Raw genomic sequence first — 24,852 nt, 5'->3', positions numbered from 1 at the left:
ATCTACCGGGTTTTGTTGTTTTAACACTTGCTATGCCTGTTTTGATAAAGCCAATTGTATTGAACTCGGTATTATCAATAGCAATGTGAATGAATGATCCGCTTTAAAAATAATAACAGATGCGGATTAACAAGAGGTTCTTATGGATTTTTCATTAGATGAAATGCAAACCATTGCCGTTGATGGTTTTCAAAAGTTTTTACAAGCCGAAATTAAACCGATTGCTGAGCAATATCGCGATAAATATATTAACACTGAATTGGCGAAAGAGATTCAAGCGAAACTAGCGCCATTTGGTGTGGTTAATGGCTTCTTGCCAGAGGAGTTAGGCGGCTTCGATATGGATCCTGTGACCCAAGGCATGTTGATGCATGAGCTCGCAAAAGTCTCGCCTGACATCGCCATAACAACATTAATTTACTTTGCGTCCGGTAAAATGGTCGCCGCCACACCTGAGCCTTTGCGCAGTAAATACCTTGATAAGTTTCTGTCTTGTGAATTGATCGCCTCAGTGGCTATTTCGGAACCAGGCACTGGCTCTGACATTTCATCGGCAAGCTGTCGCGCCAAGCAAGACGGAGATCATTTTGTCATCAATGGTGAGAAAATGTGGATTTCATCCGGTGATTATTCTGATTTTATGTATGTCTTGGTCAATGTGACCGAAGGCGATGAAACCGGGTTGGCGGTGTTTTTAGTCGACCGAAATGAGCATGGTTATGAAACCACGAATATTGATAAGACCGCTTTAAATAGTCAGTCGACAGCGCAAGTGTTTTTCGATAATTGCCGAGTACCTAAAGAGAATATGGTTGCCGCACCAGGGAAGGGCTTAAAAATGCTTTTAACCTTGTTGCAGTCCTCGCGCCCAATCGTTGGCTTGATGTCTATGGGTATCGCTCAAGCGGCGTTCGATGAAGCGTTGCAATACGCGCTTGATCGCAGTCAGTTTGGTAAACCAATTGCGGCGAAACAAATCGTTCAGGAAAAACTGGCGGAAATGATCACTAAGATCGAAGCGGGCAAACTCATGGCCTATCGTGCACTAGATTGTATCGCTAAAGGTAAACGCTCTGATATCGATGCCGCTATGGCAAAATGGTATTGCACCGATATGGCCTGTGACATCGTTGACGAAGCAACCAAGATACATGGCGGTAATGGCATCACTCGAGAATTCCCTGTGGAGTATATGGCAAGAGCTGCCAAGGTATTTCGTGTAACCGAAGGCACCAATGAGATCCAAAAATTAATGATTGGCCGTGCCATTACTGGCTTAAATGCGTTTTAGGGTTATAAGAGGGTTTAGTAAATGAATTTTGATTTAACCATGGAACAGCAAATGATCGCCGATACCGCGGCGGACATTGCCAAGCAATATGGGCCAGAATACTGGCGAGAAAAAGACGACAATAGAGCATACCCGATTGAATTCATGAATGAGATTGGTTCGCTTGGCTTTTTTGGCCTGCCATTGGAAGAAAAGTGGGGTGGCGCTGCCGCAGGTTTAACCGATGTGGCATTGGCAATGGAAGCGCTTTGCCGCGGCGGCGGCGGAGGTGGTCCTGCGCTAGGCTACCTGTTTGGTCTTCTCGGCACCTTATCTGTGTCACATCATGCCAATAATGCGCAAAAACAAAAGTACTTACCTGCGTTTGCCGCGGGTGAGAAAACCTGTGCGTTTGCGTTATCAGAACCAAACGCGGGTACCAATTCACTAAACATTGAGACCTTTGCCGAAAAAGATGGGGATGACTACATCATCAACGGCGGTAAATGGTTTATCACCAACATCGATAATACCGACGCCGTGCTAATTGTTGCCAGAACCAGCAAAAAAGAAGACGTTAAAAACAAAGCGGCAGGTATTTCGTTATTTCTTGTTGATTTACCTTGCGAAGGCATCACCTATACGCCTATCGATAAGCAAGGCTATCATTACTATAAATCGTTTCAGGTGTTTTTTGATAACGTGCGCGTCTGCAAAGAGTGTTTGTTAGGTGAGGAGGGCAAAGGTTTTTATCACTTGCTTGGCACACTTAACCCAGAACGAATCTTGATTGCCTCCGGCGCCGTTGGTACCGCTAAATTGGCACTACAACACGCCATAGAATATGCCAAAGAACGCAATGTTTTTGGTCAGCCTATTGGTGGCCATCAAGCGGTTCAGCATCCATTAGCGGCGGCTTATGCCAAAGTGGAGGCAGCATGGGGGCAAGTGTTAAAAGCAGCGACCTTATTTGACCAAGGCAAGCCAGACAAAGAGGTTGGTGATGTGGCCAATATGGCCAAGTATCTTGCCGCAGAATCCGCCTTAGATGCCACGTATCATGCAATGCAAACGCTCGGTGGTTGCGGCTTTGCTCGCGAGTATCATGTTGAACGTTGGTTCCGCGAGTGCCAGCTGTTCCGACTAGCGCCTGTCACTCAACAAATGACTTTAAATTATTTAGGTGAACACGTATTAGGCTTGCCAAGGTCGTATTAGTCTTCCGTGTCTTGCGATATGAAATTGCGATGTGGAATTGCTGCGCGCTATAGCTAATAACGAAAGGTCACTCTAAAACTATCTAAATAGCTAAGTGACCTTTTTTAGAGATGGTCTATTGCCATGCAGGTTTGACCGCCATTGTGCTGCAGAGCAATCCCATAAACAGTAATGCTCAAATACGTTAGACAGGGCTCAGAATTTTAAATTGTTGATTCTGTCGGTATAGGATTTGCGATACTCTGCAGGGCTTTCATTCATCCAGCGATTATAGGCTTTGTTAAATGAACTGGAGCTGGTGTAGCCCAATTTAAAGGCGATTTCTTTTATTTGCACACCGGGTTGTTGCAATAGATGACGGGCGATAACCGGCGTAACTTCATTTTTCAGCTTTTGTATATCCGTGTCTTGCTCTGCTAATTTTTGGTTAATGTACTCCAAACTTAAGCCCAAATCTTTACTGATATCAGCCGTATCAACGTTGTTTTGCAATATGCTATCAACAATCCAAGAGCGCACTTTTAACGCCATATTATCAGGGAAAAGCTCACTGATCCTTTTCGCTGCTAACTGATAATAGGTTAGGTTTGAATAACTATCACCCGCTGGCAACAGGGTTTGCAATCGTTCCTTTTTAATAAATAGCTTGCCCACCTTTTGCTCACTTACAACGACTTCACAGCCGGCTATTTGCGAGAATTCAGAACGAATGTTTTCACTAGAACCGACGGGTAATGACAGTTTGTCTGGACAAAAGCTGGCGCTGGAAACGGTACGTAAATTAGAAATGCTGGCAGACATAAAGCCTTGGATAGTCTGGGTAAAAATATTGTCTTCAATAACGTCTTGATCAGGAATAAAGGTCAATATGCCGTATTCATCAGTCTCTTCAAAACTGGCAGAGTTAAAGATAAATAAAATTCTTGAAAACTCGGCCCAGAATTCAAAAAAACAACGTAACGTTGTCGCGCTGCCAACCGTTAAACCAAAAATTCCAAATAACGCCGGATTAATTGGGTTGGTAAAACTTAAATGAATAGGGTACTCACGCTTGCTTGCCGCCCAGTGTTGAATAATGTTTTTAATGTACTTGCGACCACTGGTCGCTAAATCAGGCGCTTGACTATAGGTATCGAGCAGTCGAGTGACTTCTTTGTCTTCTTTTTCGACGATAGAACAGTTGATCTGTCTAAATGCGTCGAGCAAAAACAGATAACGCTTGGTGAAGCGAGAAATATCCAAGTTCGCTGTTTTATCTTGAAAATTCATTAATCTTTGTCATTATTTACGTTATGATTACAAGTCATTTTATGCGGATAATAACAAGGTAGCAAGGTGCGACTATGCGAATATTAGACTACCAACATTCTGTATTGCGCTCTTATCTTCACATGTTGATTCAAACGTTAGAATCAACCGGGGATAGCTTTGAGTCCATTCGTCAATATTTACAAATAGTAGATAGCCAAGATCTGCTGGCTCAGTGTGGGCGAGTCAAAGGTACGTCATTTTTGGGTATTTACGCGATGATGGCAAACCACCCTAGACGCAAATACTTAGAACTTGATCTTGGTAAAAACTATCGCCCAGTTACCTTTAATGCACTGGGTCCTTTGTGCTTTTCAAGTAAAACCCTGAAAGAAAATGTAGAACTGCTGATTGAGAATTTTTCCCTGATCTCTACTGGCGGTAAGGTCAGTAAAACAGAGCTTGACGATGGCTGGCTGATCACCGCAGGTTCTACGCATCATAAATTCAGTGAGCATCGCCTAGGCTTAGCAGGCTTAGTCGTGTTATATGCGCATATTAGATTTAGTCTTGGTAACGATTTTAAATTTAATAGAATTTATTTAACCATGGGGCAGCCAGAAGCGGATATTAACGCACGCATTAAAGAAACCTTCCAAACGGATATTGAATACAACGCGCCATATAACGGCTTTAAGCTGACACATGGTCAGTTAGCCATTGAGCAGCTTGGCCATGATCCACAGCTGTTTGCGGTCAACAGTCAGCTAATTGATGACTACAAACAGCGTTTTTCTCGGTTTGAATTACCGACGCGAATATACGGCAACATCATCGAACTGATGAAAAAGGGCATTTTTTCAAAAGAAGCAATCGCTCGAGAGTTAGGCATGAGTACTCGCTCTCTGAGTCAAAAAATAAAACAGTTTGGTCTCAATTATCGCGATATTTCTGAAAATGCACGGATGACGTTAGCCCGTGAGTATCTAGCCAATTTTGACTTGAAACTCGTCGAAGTCGCTGAAAAGTTGTGTTTTTCTGAGAATTCTAATTTTACTCGCTCATTCAAGGCGCATACAGGTCAAACACCAAGAGAATTTCGTAGTCAACTAAAAGCGAACGATATGAATTAGTTTGTACGCTCAATAGGCTTTTATCTAAGCCAACAACAATCTAAAAAAGCCAGTTGTTTTTCAAGCGATGAAAACACTGGCTTTTTGTCGTTAATGCATTGAAATAAAATTACTTTTATTTGATATCTGAGGTTTTCTTTCTAGGCTTAGTTATATCGAATGCGTCTTGTTGAAGGGGTTGGGCAAGCGCGTTGAAGCAACTTATAGTATCCGTTGTTAAAGGAAAATAATGACCAGATCGCACCCGCTGATCCATAGCGCATTAGTGGCACTAGTGTTAATGCTGTCTTCGCCTGTTTTGGGCAAAGACCAATCAAATAAAGACAAACCATATGATGACAATGAAGCATATGGCTCACCAAGCTCAACCTCAGCGCAACTAGAAGAGGACAACACCTCCAAATACCCGATTATCCGCATGCCGGCATTGGATCAAGCCACAGAAGATTTACGTCAATGGAAGTCTGACCTATATAAAGACACCGGTTTCCAGTTCGGTTTAGCATACACCACGATTGCTCAACGTGTTGTTGACCCGGATATTGTTGCTGACGATGCCGCTGGCGGCATATTGCGTTTTTCCGGTAAATGGGAGCTGTTTAATCGCTCAAAAGTCAATAGTGGCTCGTTAGTGTTTTTTGTCGATCACCGTCATAAATATGGTGATACAGCACCAGCAGAACTTGGTAATGAGTTCGGTTACCTTTCGCAAACAGCTATGTTGTATCGTGATTTCGATGATGTTATTGGCGATTTTAAATGGGTGCAAAATTTTGCGGACGATAGTATCGGAATCGTCGTTGGTCGCTATGACCCAAATGATTATCAAAACGTATTAGGCTATGCCAGCCCGTGGACCGGATTTTCCAATTTAGACAACCTCATTAATATGAGTATTGCCGTTCCGGATTACAGTTGGGGTATTGGTGCGGGCACCTGGATGGCAAATCAGTATTATGTCTTGGCAGGCGTTAACGATGCCAACGGCGTCGTCAGTGATGATCTCGAGTTTTTTGAACAAGGCATGGATGAGCTGTATAAATACTTTGAATTTGGTTGGTCACCAAGCCCTCAAGAGCGTTACTTTAAGAATATTCATATCACCTTGTGGCACGTTGATGAGCGAAAAATTAAAGGCCCTGATTCCGACTCTTCTGGTTTTGTCATCGGTTTTAATTGGACTTGGGATTTACAATGGATGATTTTCGCGCAACTTGGTATAAGCGATGCCGATTCAACCAATGATGTGCAGCTATATGAACAGCAAATAAGCTTAGGCTTTATCAAATACTTTGAAGCACGTTCTGACTTGCTAGGTCTGGCGATTAATCACGGTAAAACCATTGAGCCACTATACGATGCAGGTTTTGCTGCCCATGAATATACCACAACAATCGAAACCTTTTATCGAATCCAAATTGCTGAGACCATACAGATAACACCAAATTTACAATACATTATCGATCCCCATACTAATTTCGAAGATGATACAGCAACGGTTTTTGGTGTGCGTATACGCTTGGTTATTTAGCATGTAAAAAGGCCTGTTGGAATATCATTTTACGCCAAATAAATGTGTTTTAATTATGTTAACCCAGATTGCTAAGGATGAAATTGAACAGGTTATATTTCATACAGTTATGATTTTTTCAGTTTGTGAATTTAAGGTAACATTGTTCTACAAATACTTTCTTGAGATAGCATCGGCTAACCGTTATATTAGGCAGCCATTGCTAATAACGGGACAAAGGGTTTAATGAGCGCGGTAATCGATATAACCAATCTAGATTTCAGCTGGTCGCCACAATCGGACTTTCGATTCCATGTTGACCGCTTTTCTATCTCTAAAGGCGAAAAATTATTTCTCAAAGGCCCAAGCGGCAGTGGTAAAACCACATTGTTAAGTTTGCTATGTGGTGTGACTCGTGCCAATAGCGGCGAGTTAAAATTATTAGGCCAAGACCTAACCAAGATGTCAGGCGCGGAACGAGATCAATTTAGAGCGGATCATATTGGCGTTATTTTTCAAATGTTTAACCTGATCCCGTATCTCAGCACGATTGAAAATGTGATGCTGGCAGTCAACTTTTCTCCGATTCGTAAACAACGAGCATTAAAGAATTCAGACACCCTTGAAGACGAAGCCATCCGCTTATTATCGCATTTAGACATGGGCGATGAACACTTATTGCATAAGCCTGTTAATGAATTGAGTATCGGCCAACAACAGCGTGTCGCCGCCGCTAGAGCGTTAATGGGTAGCCCTGAAATTGTGGTTGCCGATGAACCAACATCATCGTTAGATGCGGATCGCTGCCATTCCTTTTTGCAATTGCTATTCAAAGAATGTCAGGAAGCTGGCGCAACCTTGATTTTTGTTAGCCATGATATGCGTTTACAACAAGACTTTGATCGCAGTTTGTCATTGCACAGAGAAACGCTGACAGATGCTAAAGATATTGTCACCATTTGTGATGGAGTATCGGCGTAATGGCTATTGCAAATTTAGCGATTAAAAGCTTTCGTAATCGTAAAGCCACAGTGTTATTAACCATATTTTCTATCGCCATGAGTGTGGCCTTGCTTATTGCAATCGAGAAAGTGCGAGTACAAGCCAAAGACAGCTTTACCAGCACCATTTCGGGTACCGACTTGATTGTTGGTGCGCGCACAAGTTCGGTAAATTTGTTGTTGTCCTCGGTGTTTCAAATGGGCACCGCAACACAAGGTATTAAATACGAATCATTTGAAGAGATAAGTGCTAACAAGCTGGTGAAATGGACGATACCTTTTTCATTGGGAGATACCCATAAGGGGTATACCGTAATGGGCACAACCGCAGAGTTTTACCAGCATTATAAGTACGGTGTGAAGCAATCCTTGCAAGCACGCCAAGGGCAGTGGTTTGTTAAACAAACAGATGTGGTCATTGGTGCCGAAGTTGCGGAAAAACTCAATTATAAGCTCGGTGATAAAGTGATTATTTCCCATGGCGGCGCGGATAGTTATATTCATCATGATGAAGACCCTTTCTATATCGTTGGTATTTTAGCGCCCACCGCGACACCAATAGATCGCACGGTGTTTATTTCATTGGAAGGTATTGAAGGCCTGCACAAAGAGCAAAAAATCATCGAACAGGGTATTGACCCTTTTGCCATTGCAGATAGCGGAACATTGTCTGTGAAAGACGCGTTAAAAAAGGCGTCTGCGGCTAAGCCAAACACTAAACCAAGCGCCCATGTCACAGAAGCGGAGCATGCCGCACATGACGAGCACGATGAACATCACCAACATGATGAACATGCCGCACATGACGAGCACGATGAACATCACCAACATGATGAACATGCCGCACACGACGAACACGATGAACATCACCAGCATGATGAACATGCCGCGCATGACGAACACGATGAACATCACCAACATGAAGAACATGCCGCGCATGACGAACACGACGAGCAGCATCAACATGATGAACATGCCGCACACGATGAGCACGATGAGCAGCATCAACATGAAGAACATCAACAACCGTTAGCAAACGACAGCTTTGATGCCCATAATCATGCCGATCATCATCATGCAGCCGATACCATAAGCGGGTTTTATGTTGGTCTATACGAGCGACCACATGCGCTCACCATGATGCAAGTGATCAACAAATTTAAAGCGGAACCTTTGATGGCAATAATGCCTGGGGTGGCGTTATTAGAGCTATGGTCAATATTGTCTGTGGTTGAAAAGACCTTATTCGCAATCTCCATTATGGTGGTCATTATTTCATTGGCGTCAATGTTGATCATATTGTTGAACAGTCTCAGTCAGCGTCGCCGAGAAATGGCGATATTGCGCGCTATAGGTGCTCGTCCTGGGCATATATTTGGCTTGATGATGGGTGAGGCAACCGCCATTATCGTTGCCGGTTTAGTGGCTGGACTTGGTTGTTTATATGCAGTTTTATTTGCAATTAAGCCATTTGTCCTGAATAATTTCGGCATCTATCTTGATATTGGTTTACCGTCAAATCAAGAGCTGGCCTTGCTGTCATTAGTTGGTGTCGCTGGTATATTAATCAGTTTAATTCCAAGCATTCAAATTTATCGTTACGCTTTATCCGATGGCATGTCGGTCAAAAGTTAAATAGGAAACCGTTAAAGTATGAAAAATCTACTTGCATTAATTTCGTTATCCGTGGCTCTGTTTACGGCCAGTGTTTCGGCCGCTGACTACAAAAAAGTGACTTGGGAAACGCTCAATGAACACGTGGTCAAAAAAGAAATAGAAAACCCATTTGAAGGCATGGAAATCGAAGATATTCGTAAAATGCAGCAAATTGCCATCGTTAACGACATCATTGCTAGCGGTCAAGAAGTTGACGAAGAAACGCAAAAACTAGTTGACCAAGCCAATGCTGATTTAAAAGCCAAAGGTTATGATGTAGAAAAGTTGTTTAAAATACGCGAAGACATTATTGCTCAACGTGAGCAAGAGTTTGCGTCAACAAATCCGGCATTAGATGACGCCAATATTCAAATGCGTGGTTTTTTACTACCTCTTGAATTTGAAGGGAAAAAGGTTAAAGAATTTTTGTTAGTGCCATATGTCGGCGCCTGTATTCATGAGCCACCACCGGCAGCGAATCAGATTGTATATGCTAAGCTAGTGACACCAATTGAACCGCCGTCACTGAGCATGTTCACGCCAATCGAAGTTAAAGGTAAAATGTCATCAGAACAAGCATCACCTGAATTGAATTTAGTCGATGGCGCGAAAGAAATACCGACAAGTTATACATTAACCGTCGACAATATAGAGTTTATAACAATGGAACAGTAATGGTTCTAAGCGATTGATATAAAAAAACGCCCGATATCCTATCGGGCGTTTTTTTATGGGTATTTACAACAACCTGTGGTAATAAATACAAGCACAAGCGAGGTTATTTTTTGTCTTCTGCTACTTCAGGTTTACCTGGTTTCATTTTTTTGATGTCTTTACCGTCCATAAGTAACAGTAAATCAGCGAACGCACTGCGCAATTTTTGCGTTAAGGTTCGTGGAAATCGAGTACGGTTTCGTGTCGCTATTGCATCCCTAGCATATACAGACTCGAGAGCCCTCTCAATGGACTCAACATTCTCAATATTAAGCTCTGGTCCATTAAGGTTGAGTTCTGATTGGTACTGTTGATACAAATCCACTACCGTTTCTTTAACGCTTGTTAATCTTTCCATTTTCTAAATCCTTATTCCTTCAATAACGACAATAAAAGATCCCCGGCCCGAAAATTTATTCAGGTCAGTCTCTACAATGTAAAAAAAATGTTGCTTTGTAAAGCGGCGAATAATGATTTTTTATAATCAATATGTTCCGACTTAATCAACTTAGTTATAAAGAGATTAGAATCTCTATAGCTATTGAACTAAGGTGCCGCTAAAGAGGTTACGCTGTGGTTGGGCATTTGGATCAGTTTAGCTGTTTATCAGCATTTCTTACCATAATAACAAGACGTTACATTAAGATTTATGACGGGCAGTTAGAGCGCAATGTATTAACGATGACTCATATTAGTCGTCTCTAAGCAATACTTTCATGCGGGCTGAAATCAGCAGTTCGCCCTGACTATTTGTCATCTTTCCAGAAAACACGGCGATATAACCTTGTAACGATTTTTTGGGCTCCAGGCGTTTAGTCTTCCAACTAATGGTTAATGCGTCATCAGCGGCAACTGCCTTGTGAAATCGGTAACTGCAATCGAGTCCCATAAAGGTACCGGAGTCCTGAAATTTTTGCGTCAACACACCACCGCATAAACCAGACGTATGTGCGCCGCTAGCAATAATGCCTGGGTAACCGGCTTTAATCGCGGCGTCGCTGTCGAAGTGAATAGGGTTGGTGTCACCAAGCGCTTTAGCACCGGCTTCAATATCCTGTTTCGATAGTATGATGGTTTTACTGTAGCAATCACCAATAAAGGTACGTTTGCTCATTCTCCGCGCCTCGCAATAAAAGATAATGAGTTTAACTCATGTTATCGTTGTGTTGCAGGTTTAGCAATGTTTTTAGTTTGGTGTTGGTTTTTGTTGGTTTTTGTTGGTTTTGTTGTTTTTTCACTTATTTTGTATATTTGTTATCTTGGCATTAATGAGTTAGGCTCATTGGTGTTTTTGAATAAGTGGCTTTAACAATAATTAACAATAAAGGTCGCTGTATTTGCTTGGCATCGGCTGGTGTTTGCTTTATTAACTAAAGCACTAACGTTAAGTGCTAACGTTAACAGCGCTAACAACATTGTTGTGTAATACATCAAAACGACCTAATAAAAACACATTTTTTAGTAAACGTTTAAAACGAGGTTTCTGTGGGAAATACATTTTTAACCAGAATTATCATGATACCAGCGGCGGTTTGGTTATCGGTATTTTTTGGCGGGTCTATGGGATCAGGTGTAGAGCTGGTGCAATACATAACCTCCAATGGGCCAATCGGTGGATTCGTGGCGATTGGCAGTGTTGCTTTGGTGGTGATGGCCGTTATGTTTTGTTGCTTTGAGCTTTCTCGGCGCTATAAAGCATATGATTATCGACAATTTAGTAAAGTGATTTTAGGCAAGCTATGGTGGTTGTATGAAATCGCTATTTTATTATCGATGATTATCGTTATCGCTATTTCATCGACTGCGGCAGGCACCGTATTAGGCGAGTACTTGCAAACGAATCATTATGTAGGGCAAGTGGCATTGCTAGCGGTTGTGATCTTTTTTACCTACAAAGGTCGAGAGTTCATTGAAAAATCTATGACAATTGCGTCAATGTCGTTGTTATTGATCCTCGCGATTATCGCCGGATATGTCTACGTAAACTTAGGTGAGATTGTTGCCTTTGAGTTAGCGAACGATGAGGTTTCATTGGCCGCTGCCAGTGTCGGTAGCCAATATGCTATGGTCAATGTGGCATTTTTTCCTTTGCTATTGTTTGCTGGTCGTCACATTAAAAAATCGACCGACTCAGTGGTTGCCTCGTTCAGCGCAGCTTTTGTTGGTGTATTGCCATTAGTTGCATTGCACTTTGCTTTTTTATCTCATTATCCGGAAGTCTTAACTTCAGGCGTTGAAGTGCCGGTATATTGGTTGCTCGAGCAACTGGGAAGTACCTGGTTGATTGATGTCTATGTGCTCATTCTGTTTGTACTTATTTTGCAAACCGGCGTGGGTATGATGCAAGGCTTTGTTGAACGTATTGATAATTATATGCAAGAGAAACGCAATAAGACCTTATCAGCGACGCAGCACGCAGGGGTTGCCGGTTCAATGGTATTGTTAAGTTTGGCGTTATCAACGTTGGGCATTGTTGCGCTGATTTTAGCGGGCTATAAATTTTTATTTATGACGTTTATCGTGGTGTTTTTTATTCCATTATTTACAGTCGGCATATACAAACTAATAAAATCATCAGGTAAGGGTAGTGCTATTGTTATCGAAGGTGCTAAAGCGCAATAAGCAGAGACTAACTATGAGCCAACAAAAAATTCAATTAGACGGAATAGACTCTTTACGAGCTCTCGAAGGAGAGGCGTTGTTCTGTTCAAAGCCGCTTGTGGTGACGACGGCGATGATTCAAGACTTTTGTCGTAGTGTGAATCAATTAGATTGGTTTCATTTTGATGAGCAACGAGCGAAACAGTCCAGTTTTGGCGCTATTGTCGCACCCGGTATGTTTACCATGAGTTTGATCCATTCTGTGTTTTTCGAGCATGTTGAATTGCACAATATGAAAGCGCTGTTTTTAGGTACCGATCGGTTTCGTATTTTAAAACCGGTGAAAGCCGGTGACAGTCTCACCTTACGGTTTTCATGCCATAAAGTTGAGCAGCGTGAGCAAGGCATTGCCGTACATTGGGATTTTAGTTGGCATGTTAATGATGAAACTAGCCCGGTTACGCTAGGCAACTTTATTGTTCGTTATTGGCCGCAGCTTACGCCATAAAGCCTCACACTAGAACCTCACACTAAAGCCTCGTATATAGATCTCGCATCGAATTAAAGCTCGCTTTGGCGGGCTTTTTTAGTATTGCCCAGAGTAAATGATGAGCAGATTTTGAACCGCTAACGTAAATTAAGCCCTCGTCTATACTTTGCATTACCTAATTGTTAACACCAAACTGTCAGATGACAAATCAAAATAGTACGCTGTCGCACGACCATGGCTCGCACCAAAGCTTTTTTCAAGCGCTGAACAAAGTGTTGATAGAGCATGATATTGAGCAAGATGTCATTAATAAAATAATGGCCGCAGGCAATCATCACAGCAGTCATCATTATGACAACCGCTTAGAGCATTTCGATTTTGTGCAAACACTAGAAAAAGCCCGAGAACTAAGTGGCATCTCTCATATAGGCTTGCTTACTGGGCAAAAAATGAAACCCGAATATATTGGCAGTTGGGGCGTGTTACTGTATTCGCAAGACACCTTGTTGGATTTTCTTAAGGTCTACGAGCGCTTTTCAAAGTATTTAACCATTAAGGTTTCTATCGTTGCCTACGATGATTTTTACGATGTCACTTACCCATTTACTCGCGCCGTTAATGTTGAAGTCAATGAAGCTGTACTGAGCTTTTTACTGCTATTTATGCGTCGCTTTAGCATGTCGCATATTAATCCAATTGAAGTGGCATTACCTGCTGACTTTATCGCCTTAAATGGCGAGCATTATAACCAATACTTCGACTGCCCCTTATTACAAAGTGAGCACCATATGCGTCTACGATTTAAAAAAGACGATATGCATTTGTCGATATTTACCGCCAATAAAGCCTTACAAGAGGGCTATAAGGAAATGACTGAGCAAAGCTTTTATTCGCTGTCGAGCAATAATTTTTTATTGCTGGTAGAGAAAAAAGCAAAAGACTTTATGGTGGCGCAAAATTTATCTATGGACAACCTTGCCGAGTATTTCGCCATGTCATCGGCTGATTTTGAGAAAAAGATTAATGCGTATGGCTATCAGTACGAGCAAATGTTAGAAGAGGTACGCTATGAAATTGGTAAAGAAGCATTAACTGAAACCGACATGAGCATGAGTGATATCGCTTCACGACTCGCCTATAGCAGTGCTGATGAATTTGCCGCGCATTTTATGCAGTGGACAGGGATTTTACCTGAGGAGTTTCGCCAAAGGGGCATACATGTACCAGGATTACGAACCATAAAATTCTAATACTAAGGCTGTATCTTAAGCCTATGCTAGCTCTATGTTAGGCCTATGTTTTGTCAACAGTTTGGTCAACTGTTTGACACAAATAGATAAAACCCTACCGCAACGTTCAACATAAGATGGTTGTATATTCCTTTATAGAAACCCATTTTATGGCCAATTCTCGTATTACACCAACATGCACCCACTGGGGCAACTACTTGGTTGAGTCCGATGGTGAGTCACTGCTGTCTATCAATCATTACGATGTCGATAAAGAAGCCACAGCCATTGGCGATTCACTGATTGATGGCTTAGATAAAGGCGCGCGTATTCCTCAGCCGATGATCCGCGAAGGCTATTTTAAAGATGGCGTTGACAGCTGTGGGGCAGGTCGCGGCAAAGAAAAGTTTGTGCCGGTAAGTTGGTCGGTGGCGCTTGATTTGGCTGCGCAGGCGCTTAAGCACACCAAACAAAATTATGGCACAGATGCGGTGTATGGCAGTTCTTATGGTTGGGCAAGTGCAGGTCGATTCCATCATGCACAAAGTCAAATACACCGATTTTTAGGAAAATATGGCGGTTATGTCGACTCGATGAATACCTATTCGTCAGCCGCCGCCGAAGTGATCATGAATCATGTTACAGGCATTCCTTTTCTGTTATTGGTACGAGAAGCACCGAGCCCGAAGGAAATCGCCGACAATTCGCAATTATTTGTGCTGTTTGGCGGCGCGGCCATTAAAAACTCACAGGTTAACGCCGGAGGAATAGGCTCGCACAGTGCCGTTGAGCAGTTGTCTCAGCTTAAATCTGCGGGTGTTAAGGTGGTTAATATATCACCTATTCGGGATGATGTTATCGAACAAGTAGACGCTCAATGGCTGCCGATTCGCCCCAATGGCGATGTGGCGTTGATGTTAGCCTTAGCGCATACCCTCTACAGCAATAACCTGCATGACGCCAATTTCCTTGCGCGCTACACCACAGGCTTTGACCAGTTTGTTCCTTATTTAACGGGCCAATCTGATGGCGTGCCGAAAGACGCCAAGTGGGCCAGTTTGCTCACCGATATTAGTGAACAAAATATTATTGACCTGGCTTTCGAATTGGGCAATAAACCCAGTACCTTGAGCATCAGTTGGTCCTTGCAAAGGCAACAGTATGGTGAACAAACCTATTGGATGTTGACAACCTTGGCAGCGATGTTGGGGCATATTGGCAAAGTTGGTGCCGGTGTTGGCTATGGCTATGGCTGCATCCATAACATGGGCTTTGGTGGTCGAAAAGTACCGACCTATAAGATGGGCGCCTTTGGTATGGAGATTGGCGAGCGACCAGCACTTGGTGATAAAAAGTTTATACCGGTTGCGCGTCATGTCGATATGTTGAATAACCCAGGGCAGTCATATCAGTACAATGGTTTGGATCTAACCTACCCAGACATTAAGCTGATTTATTGGGCTGGTGGTAACCCATTTCATCACCATCAAGATTTACACGCATTGGCAAAGGCTTGGTCAAAACCCGATACCATCATCGTTCAAGATGCGTTTTGGACCGCCTCAGCCCGTCATGCCGACATCGTTTTCCCAGTAACAACCATGTTAGAGCGCAATGATTTAGGTGGCAGTAGCTATGATGCCTTTATCTCTCCTATGCGCCAAGCGGTAAAGCCCTATGCGCAAGCACGCTCAGACTTTGAAATATTCTCTGGTTTGGCACAAAGGTTAGGGTTTGCTGATCAGTTTACCGGCGGTAAAACAGAAATGCAGTGGGTAGAAAACCTCTATAACACCACCCGTGAAAACGCCAAAGCAAAAGGCGTCGAATTACCCGCATTTGATGTCTTTTGGCAAGGTGAACAGTTTTATGTTGGCGATCAATTACCGGATATTCGCTTTACATTAGAGCGATTTCGCCAAGACCCTGATAAACATCCTTTACGCACCCCATCTGGAAAAATTGAAATTTTCTCTAGCACCATTGCCAACTTTAATTATGACGACTGTCATGGCCATCCCATGTGGTATAGCGAACGGGAGTGGCTTGGTTCGAAGCGAGCCAAAGCGTACCCGTTACACTTGATCTCTAATCAACCGAAAACCCGCTTACATAGTCAGTTTGATCATGGTGTTACCAGTGTGCAGCATAAAATAAAGGGGCGTGAACGAGCTCGGCTAAATCGCCATGAAGCGGGTAAAAGAGGCCTGGAAAATGGTGATGTTATTCGTTTATTTAATGATCGTGGCCAGTGCCTTGCCGGTGTTGAAATCAGCGATGAGTTACGTGATGGTGTCATTGAGTTACCGACCGGCGCTTGGTATGACCCGAAGCAACTTGGCGATAGCGTATTAGATGCTCATGGCAACCCCAATGCCTTGACCGCCGATGTTGGCACATCGCGCTTAGCGCAAGGGTGCAGCGCCCACAGTTGCCTGGTTGAGGTGGAAAAGTACTGTGGCGAATTACCTGATATTAGCGTCTTTAAGCAACCGCAAACAACACAACCTGTCGACTAACGTGTGGGCTAATCATGTATTCAATCATTGGCTTATGCGGCGTTAATCGCCGCGCTTATTGCTGCGCGGATTGCCCCCGATTTTAGTTTATCGGCTCAGGTAATCGTCAATTTGTTGACACATATCTGGCGCGCTTATGGTGCTAAAAATATCTACCTCCGCGCCTTGTTCTCGCGCCACTAAACCGAGTTGTTCTAAAAATTGAATGTGAGCCAACAATTCAGATATAAACATCACGTACACTTGATCGCGCACCTTACGCTTATATATCGGCATGATGCTTTGGCTCACGGTTTTTCCTTGCTGCAAAGCCGCTAAAAGTTGATTTAACAAAGCACAATGATTGGCAATGATTTCGTCGACTCGAGCGTGCAAGCCAATAAAAGGCTTATTATGAGACGGCAGTACTAGAGTATCACTTGGCAGGGCCTTTAAACCGTTCAGGGCTTTTAGCCATCGTCCCAATGGGTTTTGTTTACGATGGTCTTTAAATTTGGGGTTTTTCGGGTACAAGGTGACCATGGAGGGAATATCCGGCAGTACTTGGTCACCACTAAACAGAATATTTAACTCTGGGCAATACAAGCTGACATGTGCTGGCGAATGGCCGCTGCCAATAATGATGTTAAATTGATATTTACCTAACGTAATGTTGTCACCATGGTCAACAAACTGGCAGTCCTTAGGTAAACCGTCCACGGCTTTATCGTAACCGTTGTCGCGATGTTGCCTGACTTTATCAGCATGCTCTGTAGACATGCCGGCTCTGAGTAAGTAATCCAGGTAATAATCCGGAGGTGTTGAACCACTAATCGAAAATAAATACGCCATGATCTCAAATTCACGCTTGGACATGATCACCGGACAGTGAAATTTTTGCTGAAGCCAGTTGGCCAAACCAACATGGTCTGGGTGATTGTGGGTAATAACGATACGGGTTATTGGTTTACCTTGTAAGGCGCTATCGAATAATTGTTGCCAATAGCGTTTGCTGTAGTTGGTGCCCATGCCGGTGTCTATTAAGCACCAGCCATCTTGCTCTGCAATAAGGTAAACATTGATATGATCTAACTTGAAGGGCAGCGGAATGCGCAACCAATAAATATCGTCAGATATTTTTTGCGTTAAATAGGGTTCAGGCGCTGCAAAAGGAAAGCGTAATGAACTATCACTGCCGTTGATTTGGCAACTGTTACCATGCTCATCATCTTCTTGGTATTTTTTCTCATTCATAAGTTTGCTGCCTCAATCTCGTATTCGCATCTTATCTTGCTTGCTCATTATGAAATAAATTTGTCTATTTTTGCGTTTTATTTGCCATATATGGCGGCATTGAAAACGGCCATGCTCAGAATGACAATTTTGTTAGGTTAATAGTGTGTAAAGTGGCCTGAAAAGCATCGCAGAATGCTAAACGCAATTTCAGGATACGCTGGTTAAGTGAGATACGTTGAATAAAACGAATACCTGAACCTAACATATTGAAGTCAAGACGATAGGTTATGCAACAAGATAAAATACCCGCTCGCCTTAAACATTGTTTAAGTGTTCGAGATGTACAAAAAGTGGCTCTTAAATCATTGCCGTGGTCGATACGAGAGTATATCGAAGGTGGCGGTGATGATGAAAAAACTCTGCGGGAAAATAGCCGTGGTTTTGACGATTACACGCTAATGACCGATATGGGCACTGGACAGGAAACCGCCGATACACAGACGGTTATCCTTGGCCAACCATCGGCGTCACCCATATTGTTGTCACCATGGGGTGTGCATCAATTGATGCATAAAGACGGTGAGCGAGCAACCGCGAAAGCAGCAATGCAAACCGGCTGTATTTATTCGATGTCGAATTTTTCAACCACCTCTATCGAAGATGTTGCTCATATCAGTGACGCAGCTAAGTTTTTTCAATTGCAACCGGCTCGTGACAAAGCCATCATGCTTGAACAAATGCAACGCGCCAAGGCTGCCGGTTACAAAGCGTTAATCGTCACCATCGATAACCCCATACATGGTAATCGAGAGCGTGATCATCGCAGTGGCTTTGGCCTGCCTCCGACATTCCCTATGCGCAGTTTGTTATCGTTGATGGCTCATCCTAAGTGGGTGTTCAACTACCTGCGAAATAAACCTAATTTCGCCAACTTTTCCCGTTACTTTGCCGACGGTAAAGACCATATGTGGCTATTTCATAACTTGGTTACGCCAATTACTTGGGACACGTTACAGTTTGTTCGCGACAACTGGGATGCGCCAATGGCAGTAAAAGGCATTATGTCCAGTAAAAATGCCAAACAAGCGGTGTCTATTGGTTGTGACGGGGTAATCGTGTCTAATCAAGGCGGTCGTAACTTTGATGGTATTACATCGACTATTGCCGCGTTAGAGGAAGTGGTTGATGCCATATCTGGTCAGGCTGACATCATTCTTGATGGTGGTATTCGCCGTGGCAGTGATGTGGTCAAAGCCTTAGCGTTAGGCGCGACAGCCTGCTCAACTGCGAGACCTTTTGTTTACGGTTTGTCTGCAGCTGGTCAGCAAGGGGTCGAATACGTCATTAACCTGCTACGCGCTGAAGTAGAACGTGCCATGGTGGTCAGTGGCGCCAAAGACATCGCCAGCATCAATGCCGATATGCTGCGCCGATAACTCAATGGCTACTCACATTGTGGGTGAAACAATCCTGCAGACAGCATATCCATTTTAGCAACAAAGCAATACGCGCAGATATTACGCCCAGGCAATACGCCCAGGCAATACGTCCAGACAATACCTCTAACCATACGTATAAGTAAGACCTCTAAAAGATGCGCCTAAACCATACACCTAGCTGACCGGGCGTTTTACCTTTAATGGCAAAGTTACAAGATTATTGCCGGTTATGATTGCTTAAATCTTGATAAGCCCACTGTTAGGCAATGTCTTTGCCGATTCTGACAATTTTTTTTAGCAGACAAGTGCTACTTTTTAATCATCATCACAAAACATAATAATAAATTAACTTACCCAGCGGCATTGACGTGGCGTTGAGTATTAAGGAAGAGAAGACAATGGTAGATAACATGACACCCGAACAACGTATGCAACAACTGGGCTACGACATTACAGCAGAGCTGCAACTGCCGGCTGGTTTTGAAGTCTTGCTATCGATGGTAAAGGTTTTAGATAAGCGCGTTATCGTATCTGGGCATGGCGCATTAAATCCTGATGGCACCATTGCCGCTCACCTTATGGGCAAAGTTGGTGACACCGTCACAATTGAACAAGCTCAAGAAGCTGCGAAACTTACAGCGCTAGCCATGATTGGCAGCTTAAAGCGCGAACTTGGCGAATTATCACGCATCAAATCTTGGGTCAAAGTGTTAGGAATGGTCAATTCTACCCCTGACTTTAATGGCCAGACCCCTGTCATCGATGGCTTTTCACGAACCATCATTGAAATTTTCGGTAAAGACGTTGGTATGGCCTGTCGCAGTGCGGTGGGCATGGCGGCGTTACCAATGAACCTATCGGTTGAAGTCGAAGCAGAATTAGAACTGCACTAATCGGTTAGGTGATTAACATGCAAGATTCAAAGGTTTCTCTACAGGATAAGTACGAGCGCGATAAAGACAGTGCCTATATGACAGGATCACAGGCATTGGTCCGTGCTTTGCTTGAACAGCGTTGGCTTGATGAAAAAAACGGTTTAAACACCGCCGGTTATATTAGTGGTTATCGTGGTTCACCGATGACCGCGATGGACGTTCAATTATGGCGCGAAGAGCAACGATTGACTGAAAACCACATTAAGTTTGTCCCTGGTATCAACGAAAATATGGCGATGACATCGGTTTGGGGAACACAGCAGATCGACTATTTTGGTGATCAAAACTACGATGGTGTTTTTGCTATGTGGTATGGCAAAGGCCCTGGTGTTGATCAAACCATTGACGGTTTACGCCAAGGAAACTGGCATGGCAGTGCTAAACACGGTGGGGCACTTATTCTTGCCGGCGATGATCCGAATATGTCGTCAACGATTAATAACTATCACAGTGAAATCTTATTTGAAGATTTGCTGATGCCAGTATTGTTTCCTGCCGATATTCAAGAGGTGCTTGATTATGCCTTAATGGGTATTGCGCTATCTCGCTTTAGCGGGGCTTGGGTCGGCTACAAGCTATTACCAGAAACCATTGAAACGTCTTCTCGAGTCAATATTGCCGACAATCGATTTGACATTATTTACCCAGATTATGACTTTCCAGAAGGTGGTCTAAACGCGCGTAAGCAAGACTCACCATACATTCAAGAGCAACGCATTAAGCAACATAAGCTCAAAGCCGCGCTGCATTTTGCTCGAGCCAATAATCTCAATAAAATTACCTTTGATAGCGAAAATGCCAAAATAGGTATTGTTGCCATGGGTAAGATTTGGCGTGATAGTTTGCAATCTTTAAAAGACCTAGGACTGGATGAGTCACACCTACAGCAACTTGGCATTCGTATTTTGAAAGTGTCTATGCCGTTTCCAGTCGACTTACAGACCTACCGAGAATTCGCCGATGGCTTAGAGCATGTCATCGTAATCGAAGATAAGCGTGAAATTCTTGAAAAAGGCATTATTCAAGCCTGTTACGATTTGCCTGAAGCACAACGTCCTAAAGTGCATGGTCGTTACGATCAGCAAGGCAATGCGATCTTGCAAAATTTTGGTAACATCAATACCGACCATATCACCAAGGCATTGGCTACGCACTTATTGAATATTGCACCACAGCACATGGTCGAACAAAAGTTACAAGACTTACAGCAATCCGGTTGCAAATTAGCGGCCCTACCAAGCTTAAATATGGCTCGTTTACCGTATTTTTGTTCTGGCTGTCCACATAATAGTTCAACGGTTACCCCCGAAGGCAGTCGCAGCTTTGGTGGTGTTGGTTGTCACTATATGGCGAATTGGATGGACAGAGACGTCGATTTATATACCCATATGGGCGGTGAAGGAGCAACCTGGATTGGTCTATCACCGTTCGTCAAGACCGAGCATATGTTTCAAAACCTCGGGGATGGTACCTACTATCACTCCGGCTCTGTAGCGGTTCGTGCTGCTATTGCCGCAGGCATAAACATCACTTATAAAATCTTGTATAACGATGCAGTTGCGATGACCGGTGGACAACCGGTCGATGGTCCCATTTCGGTTAATAATATTGCCGAGCAAATGCGCGCGGAAGGTGTTGAGCGCATTGCTATCGTTAGCGATGATATTGCTAAATATAACAATTACCCTGCGTTTCCAGCGGCAACAACAATACATCATCGTGATGATTTGAATTTACTACAACAAGAACTTAGGCAGATCAAAGGCGTAAGTGTGCTTATTTACGATCAGACCTGTGCCTCGGAAAAGCGCCGTCGACGTAAACGTGGCAAGTTTCCAGATCCTGCCAAACGTATGTTTATCAATGACCGCGTGTGTGAAGGGTGTGGTGATTGTGGCGAGCAATCGAACTGTTTGTCAGTCGAACCGCTAACCACCGAATTTGGCCGCAAACGCCATATAAACCAATCAACTTGCAATAAAGACTATCGCTGTAACGATGGATTTTGCCCGAGCTTTGTTACGGTCTTGGGTGGCGATGTGAAAAAAGGAAAGGGCATTAGCGCCAAGCCAGATTTATTAGCAAACTTGCCTGAGCCACAACGACCGACCATTAATGGCGATGATACATACAACATCATTATCACCGGTGTTGGTGGTACTGGGGTGGTAACCGTTGGCCAAATATTGGGTATGGCGGCTCATATCGACGACAAAGGTTTATCGGTAGTTGAGCAACTTGGATTTGCGCAAAAAGGTGGTCCGGTTAAGTCGCATGTAAAAATAGGCAATAGCGCTGACTCAATTAAGGGCGTTCGAATTACTTCGGGACAAGCGGATTTGCTGTTAGCTTGCGATATGTTAGCTGGTAGTGATGATGAAACCTTGAGTATGGTGCAACAGGGCAGAACCTATGCGGTGGTCAATAATCATCAGGCGATAACCGGTGAGTTTACCCGCGACGGTGACTTACAGTATCCAATTGACGCGGTTGAAAGCCGTTTGCAGAGCGCTCTGGGGAGTGAACTCGAATTCATTGAAGCCAGCAAAATAGCGACTCAATTAATGGGAGATGCGATTGCGGTCAATTTATTTGTGGTCGGCTACGCATGGCAAAAAGGTCGTTTACCATTATCACAGCAAGCCATTATGCAAGCCATTGCTTTAAATGGTGTCGCCGTTGAGTTTAATCAACAAGCGTTTACTTGGGGACGTAATTTCGCCCACGACGCAAACACGACACTGCAACAATTAAACAATAATGCCAATGACTCGGGGCCTGTGACGTTATCGGAACGTATTGCCTTAAGATTTGAAGAACTGGTGCAATACCAAGACCAGTTTTACGCTGAACGTTATCAGTCACTAGTTAATAAGGTTAACGAGGCGGAAAAACGCTTAGATATAACAGACAGTAGTCTGACCGAAGCGGTAGCTATGTATGCCTATAAATTGATGGCATATAAAGATGAATACGAAGTGGCACGCTTGTATAGCAGCAAGGAATTTCTAACCAAATTAAACGCCCAATTTGAAGGCGATATTAAACTGCAATTTAATTTGTCACCGCCACTTATTGCCCCGAAAAACAAATCGACCGGCAAACCGAAAAAAATTCAACTTGGCAGCTGGGTGTTAAAAGCATTCGCGATATTGGCCAAATTTAAAGGTTTACGAGGCAGTGCATTTGATATTTTTGGTAAAACCGCTGAGCGAAAAATGGAACGTGCCCTTATCGAAGAGTACTTTTTATTGGTCGATGAATTGCTACTAAATCTTGATCAAAGCAATTATCATTTGGCTGTGCAGTTAGCAAAACTGCCGGACATTATTCGCGGCTATGGTCATGTCAAAGAAGCGAATGTTGAGCAGTATCAACAAGCGCTGAAGCAACAGCTGCATACCTTTAAGCATGCGCATTTAGCGGTCGAAGCGCAAATCGACGTTGTTAATGTATAACGGTAAATAGATATGGAAAATGATAAAAAATCGGGTCCATTAACAGGCTGTACCTTTATTGAGATTGAAGGCATAGGTCCAGGTCCTTTTGCCGGTATGATGTTAAGCGATATGGGCGCTACGGTGATAGTGATTGAACGCCCTGATGGCAATGACTCTATTGATTTGGCCGACAAAGATATTCTCAAACGCGGTAAACAGTCTATCGCTGTTGATTTAAAGTCTGACAAAGGTCGCGACTTAGTTTTACAACTCATCGCTAATGCCGATGGCTTAATTGAAGGCATGAGGCCAGGAGTAATGGAACGTTTGGGCTTAGGTCCTGATGTTTGCTTAGGCGTTAATCGAAAACTTGTTTATGGTCGAATGACCGGTTGGGGACAGACTGGACCTATGAGCGAACGAGCAGGCCATGATATCAATTACATTGGCTTGTCAGGCGCACTTTGGTATGCCGGTAAACCAGGTGATGCGCCATTTGCGCCACCGACATTGGCCGGCGATATAGGCGGTGGCGCGACTTACTTAGTGATTGGCTTATTGGCTGGTGTACTGAATGCCAAAGCTAATGGGCAGGGGCAAGTAGTCGATGCCAATATCGTCGATGGTTCTGCCAATATGATGAATCTGATTTTGTCGATGGTGGCCAATAATATGGCCAGTTTTAATCGAGGGCAAAGTATTCTCGATGGACCGCATTGGTTTGATAGTTATAAAACCAGCGATAACAAAGCGGTTACCGTCGGGCCTTTAGAGCGTAAGTTTTATCATATTATGCTCGACGCGCTTGGGCTTGGCGAAGATGATGACTTCAAGCAACAGTTTGACCCGAGTTTGTGGCCTAAGCAAAAGCAAAAATTACAACAAATATTTGCCGCTCATACTCAGGCTCATTGGGACCAGGTTTTTGCTGGACTCGATGCGTGTTACGCGCCGGTATTGAGTCCAGCGCAAGCGGCGCAGCATGAACATAACCAACAGCGTGGTTATTATTTTGAGAAAGACGGTATATTGCAGGCGGCCGCCGCGCCAAGGTTTAGCCAAACCCCAAGTTTTGACAAGGGTGATATTGCGTTGCGAGGCGCTGACAGTCAGCGCATATTGCACACATTAGGGCTAAACGATAATGATATAAAAGACTTGGTTGATGAAGGTATTGTTGGCTTGCGATAGCCTAACTAAGCGTGGTGTTGATTGCCAAAAAAGCCAAGTGAAT

General features: G+C 43.5%; 19 protein-coding genes. 15 read left to right on the top strand and 4 right to left on the bottom strand.

What is annotated here, in order from left to right; all coding sequences use genetic code 11:
- Positions 1–142 precede the first annotated feature (142 nt).
- Together E2K93_RS02560 and E2K93_RS02555 are read left to right on the top strand one after the other, a co-directional pair.
- On the top strand, positions 143–1,291 hold the full coding sequence (locus tag E2K93_RS02560) for an acyl-CoA dehydrogenase family protein (RefSeq protein WP_135437582.1): 1,149 nt from the start codon (positions 143–145) through the stop codon (positions 1,289–1,291).
- Between the two features lie 21 nt (positions 1,292–1,312).
- Complete coding sequence (locus E2K93_RS02555; RefSeq protein WP_135437581.1) at positions 1,313–2,488, top strand: acyl-CoA dehydrogenase family protein; 1,176 nt, start codon at positions 1,313–1,315, stop codon at positions 2,486–2,488.
- Positions 2,489–2,683: 195 nt separating this feature from the next.
- Here the strand turns inward: E2K93_RS02555 and E2K93_RS02550 are convergent, their stop codons facing one another.
- Positions 2,684–3,757 carry a helix-turn-helix domain-containing protein gene (locus E2K93_RS02550; RefSeq protein ID WP_135437580.1) on the bottom strand — a complete coding sequence of 358 codons (1,074 nt, stop codon included), beginning with the start codon at positions 3,755–3,757 and terminating at the stop codon, positions 2,684–2,686.
- Between the two features lie 74 nt (positions 3,758–3,831).
- On the opposite strand from E2K93_RS02550, the gene E2K93_RS02545 reads away from it, so the two are divergent.
- From E2K93_RS02545 to E2K93_RS02525, 5 genes are all read left to right on the top strand, one after another.
- On the top strand, positions 3,832–4,869 hold the full coding sequence (locus E2K93_RS02545; protein ID WP_135437579.1) for an AraC family transcriptional regulator: 1,038 nt from the start codon (positions 3,832–3,834) through the stop codon (positions 4,867–4,869).
- 229 nt (positions 4,870–5,098) lie between these two features.
- Entirely contained in the window at positions 5,099–6,400 is a 1,302-nt protein-coding gene (locus E2K93_RS02540) for a carbohydrate porin (RefSeq protein WP_135437578.1), read from the top strand.
- A gap of 225 nt (positions 6,401–6,625) precedes the next feature.
- Positions 6,626–7,360 (top strand): ABC transporter ATP-binding protein, encoded by a 735-nt coding sequence (locus tag E2K93_RS02535; protein ID WP_135437577.1) that lies wholly within the window; start codon positions 6,626–6,628, stop codon positions 7,358–7,360.
- Positions 7,360–9,015, top strand: coding sequence for an ABC transporter permease (locus E2K93_RS02530; RefSeq protein WP_135437576.1), 1,656 nt, complete (start codon positions 7,360–7,362; stop codon positions 9,013–9,015). The genes E2K93_RS02535 and E2K93_RS02530 overlap by 1 nt, the downstream gene beginning before the upstream one ends.
- An 18-nt stretch (positions 9,016–9,033) precedes the next feature.
- Positions 9,034–9,711 (top strand): DUF3299 domain-containing protein, encoded by a 678-nt coding sequence (locus E2K93_RS02525; protein WP_135437575.1) that lies wholly within the window; start codon positions 9,034–9,036, stop codon positions 9,709–9,711.
- A 103-nt stretch (positions 9,712–9,814) separates the two neighbouring features.
- On the opposite strand, the gene E2K93_RS02520 is transcribed toward E2K93_RS02525, so the two are convergent.
- Together E2K93_RS02520 and E2K93_RS02515 are read right to left on the bottom strand one after the other, a co-directional pair.
- Positions 9,815–10,108, bottom strand: a complete 294-nt coding sequence (locus E2K93_RS02520) for a hypothetical protein (protein WP_135437574.1) — start codon at positions 10,106–10,108, stop codon at positions 9,815–9,817.
- A gap of 333 nt (positions 10,109–10,441) precedes the next feature.
- Positions 10,442–10,864 (bottom strand): MaoC family dehydratase, encoded by a 423-nt coding sequence (locus tag E2K93_RS02515; protein WP_135437573.1) that lies wholly within the window; start codon positions 10,862–10,864, stop codon positions 10,442–10,444.
- A 371-nt stretch (positions 10,865–11,235) separates the two neighbouring features.
- Between E2K93_RS02515 and E2K93_RS02510 the strand changes: the two genes are divergently transcribed.
- The 4 genes from E2K93_RS02510 to E2K93_RS02495 all read left to right on the top strand — a co-directional run bounded on the left by E2K93_RS02510 (position 11,236) and on the right by E2K93_RS02495 (position 16,589).
- Complete coding sequence (locus tag E2K93_RS02510; RefSeq protein WP_135437572.1) at positions 11,236–12,372, top strand: hypothetical protein; 1,137 nt, start codon at positions 11,236–11,238, stop codon at positions 12,370–12,372.
- 13 nt (positions 12,373–12,385) lie between these two features.
- Positions 12,386–12,859 carry a MaoC family dehydratase gene (locus E2K93_RS02505; RefSeq protein WP_135437571.1) on the top strand — a complete coding sequence of 158 codons (474 nt, stop codon included), beginning with the start codon at positions 12,386–12,388 and terminating at the stop codon, positions 12,857–12,859.
- Between the two features lie 182 nt (positions 12,860–13,041).
- Positions 13,042–14,091, top strand: a complete 1,050-nt coding sequence (locus E2K93_RS02500; protein ID WP_135437570.1) for a helix-turn-helix domain-containing protein — start codon at positions 13,042–13,044, stop codon at positions 14,089–14,091.
- Positions 14,092–14,240: 149 nt separating this feature from the next.
- Positions 14,241–16,589, top strand: coding sequence for a molybdopterin-dependent oxidoreductase (locus E2K93_RS02495; RefSeq protein ID WP_135437569.1), 2,349 nt, complete (start codon positions 14,241–14,243; stop codon positions 16,587–16,589).
- Positions 16,590–16,676: 87 nt separating this feature from the next.
- Here the strand turns inward: E2K93_RS02495 and E2K93_RS02490 are convergent, their stop codons facing one another.
- A complete protein-coding gene (locus tag E2K93_RS02490; RefSeq protein WP_135437568.1) occupies positions 16,677–17,822 on the bottom strand; it encodes an MBL fold metallo-hydrolase in 1,146 nt (381 codons plus the stop codon).
- Between the two features lie 269 nt (positions 17,823–18,091).
- On the opposite strand from E2K93_RS02490, the gene E2K93_RS02485 reads away from it, so the two are divergent.
- The 4 genes from E2K93_RS02485 to E2K93_RS02470 all read left to right on the top strand — a co-directional run bounded on the left by E2K93_RS02485 (position 18,092) and on the right by E2K93_RS02470 (position 24,809).
- Positions 18,092–19,240 (top strand): alpha-hydroxy acid oxidase, encoded by a 1,149-nt coding sequence (locus tag E2K93_RS02485; RefSeq protein ID WP_135437567.1) that lies wholly within the window; start codon positions 18,092–18,094, stop codon positions 19,238–19,240.
- Between the two features lie 401 nt (positions 19,241–19,641).
- Positions 19,642–20,136 (top strand): RidA family protein, encoded by a 495-nt coding sequence (locus E2K93_RS02480; protein ID WP_228445454.1) that lies wholly within the window; start codon positions 19,642–19,644, stop codon positions 20,134–20,136.
- 17 nt (positions 20,137–20,153) lie between these two features.
- Positions 20,154–23,636 (top strand): indolepyruvate ferredoxin oxidoreductase family protein, encoded by a 3,483-nt coding sequence (locus E2K93_RS02475; protein ID WP_135437566.1) that lies wholly within the window; start codon positions 20,154–20,156, stop codon positions 23,634–23,636.
- A 12-nt stretch (positions 23,637–23,648) separates the two neighbouring features.
- Positions 23,649–24,809 (top strand): CaiB/BaiF CoA transferase family protein, encoded by a 1,161-nt coding sequence (locus E2K93_RS02470; RefSeq protein WP_135437565.1) that lies wholly within the window; start codon positions 23,649–23,651, stop codon positions 24,807–24,809.
- Positions 24,810–24,852 lie beyond the last annotated feature (43 nt).

It is taken from the genome of Thalassotalea sp. HSM 43 (genome assembly GCF_004752005.1).
Lineage (GTDB): Bacteria > Pseudomonadota > Gammaproteobacteria > Enterobacterales > Alteromonadaceae > Thalassotalea_A.
The sequence above is the reverse complement of the archived record's forward strand: the minus strand, read 5'-3'. Positions and strand labels throughout refer to the sequence as shown.

Excerpts from the sequence above, each read along its gene's own strand:
- E2K93_RS02480 (WP_228445454.1), top strand. The coding sequence starts at position 19,642 with ATGGTAGATAACATGACACCCGAACAACGTATGCAACAACTGGGCTAC.
- E2K93_RS02475 (WP_135437566.1), top strand. The coding sequence starts at position 20,154 with ATGCAAGATTCAAAGGTTTCTCTACAGGATAAGTACGAGCGCGATAAA.
- E2K93_RS02550 (WP_135437580.1), bottom strand. The coding sequence starts at position 3,757 with ATGAATTTTCAAGATAAAACAGCGAACTTGGATATTTCTCGCTTCACC.
- E2K93_RS02470 (WP_135437565.1), top strand. The coding sequence starts at position 23,649 with ATGGAAAATGATAAAAAATCGGGTCCATTAACAGGCTGTACCTTTATT.
- E2K93_RS02535 (WP_135437577.1), top strand. The coding sequence starts at position 6,626 with ATGAGCGCGGTAATCGATATAACCAATCTAGATTTCAGCTGGTCGCCA.
- E2K93_RS02545 (WP_135437579.1), top strand. The coding sequence starts at position 3,832 with ATGCGAATATTAGACTACCAACATTCTGTATTGCGCTCTTATCTTCAC.
- E2K93_RS02530 (WP_135437576.1), top strand. The coding sequence starts at position 7,360 with ATGGCTATTGCAAATTTAGCGATTAAAAGCTTTCGTAATCGTAAAGCC.
- E2K93_RS02515 (WP_135437573.1), bottom strand. The coding sequence starts at position 10,864 with ATGAGCAAACGTACCTTTATTGGTGATTGCTACAGTAAAACCATCATA.
- E2K93_RS02555 (WP_135437581.1), top strand. The coding sequence starts at position 1,313 with ATGAATTTTGATTTAACCATGGAACAGCAAATGATCGCCGATACCGCG.
- E2K93_RS02485 (WP_135437567.1), top strand. The coding sequence starts at position 18,092 with ATGCAACAAGATAAAATACCCGCTCGCCTTAAACATTGTTTAAGTGTT.
- E2K93_RS02490 (WP_135437568.1), bottom strand. The coding sequence starts at position 17,822 with ATGAATGAGAAAAAATACCAAGAAGATGATGAGCATGGTAACAGTTGC.
- E2K93_RS02540 (WP_135437578.1), top strand. The coding sequence starts at position 5,099 with ATGACCAGATCGCACCCGCTGATCCATAGCGCATTAGTGGCACTAGTG.
- E2K93_RS02520 (WP_135437574.1), bottom strand. The coding sequence starts at position 10,108 with ATGGAAAGATTAACAAGCGTTAAAGAAACGGTAGTGGATTTGTATCAA.
- E2K93_RS02525 (WP_135437575.1), top strand. The coding sequence starts at position 9,034 with ATGAAAAATCTACTTGCATTAATTTCGTTATCCGTGGCTCTGTTTACG.
- E2K93_RS02505 (WP_135437571.1), top strand. The coding sequence starts at position 12,386 with ATGAGCCAACAAAAAATTCAATTAGACGGAATAGACTCTTTACGAGCT.
- E2K93_RS02495 (WP_135437569.1), top strand. The coding sequence starts at position 14,241 with ATGGCCAATTCTCGTATTACACCAACATGCACCCACTGGGGCAACTAC.
- E2K93_RS02560 (WP_135437582.1), top strand. The coding sequence starts at position 143 with ATGGATTTTTCATTAGATGAAATGCAAACCATTGCCGTTGATGGTTTT.
- E2K93_RS02500 (WP_135437570.1), top strand. The coding sequence starts at position 13,042 with ATGACAAATCAAAATAGTACGCTGTCGCACGACCATGGCTCGCACCAA.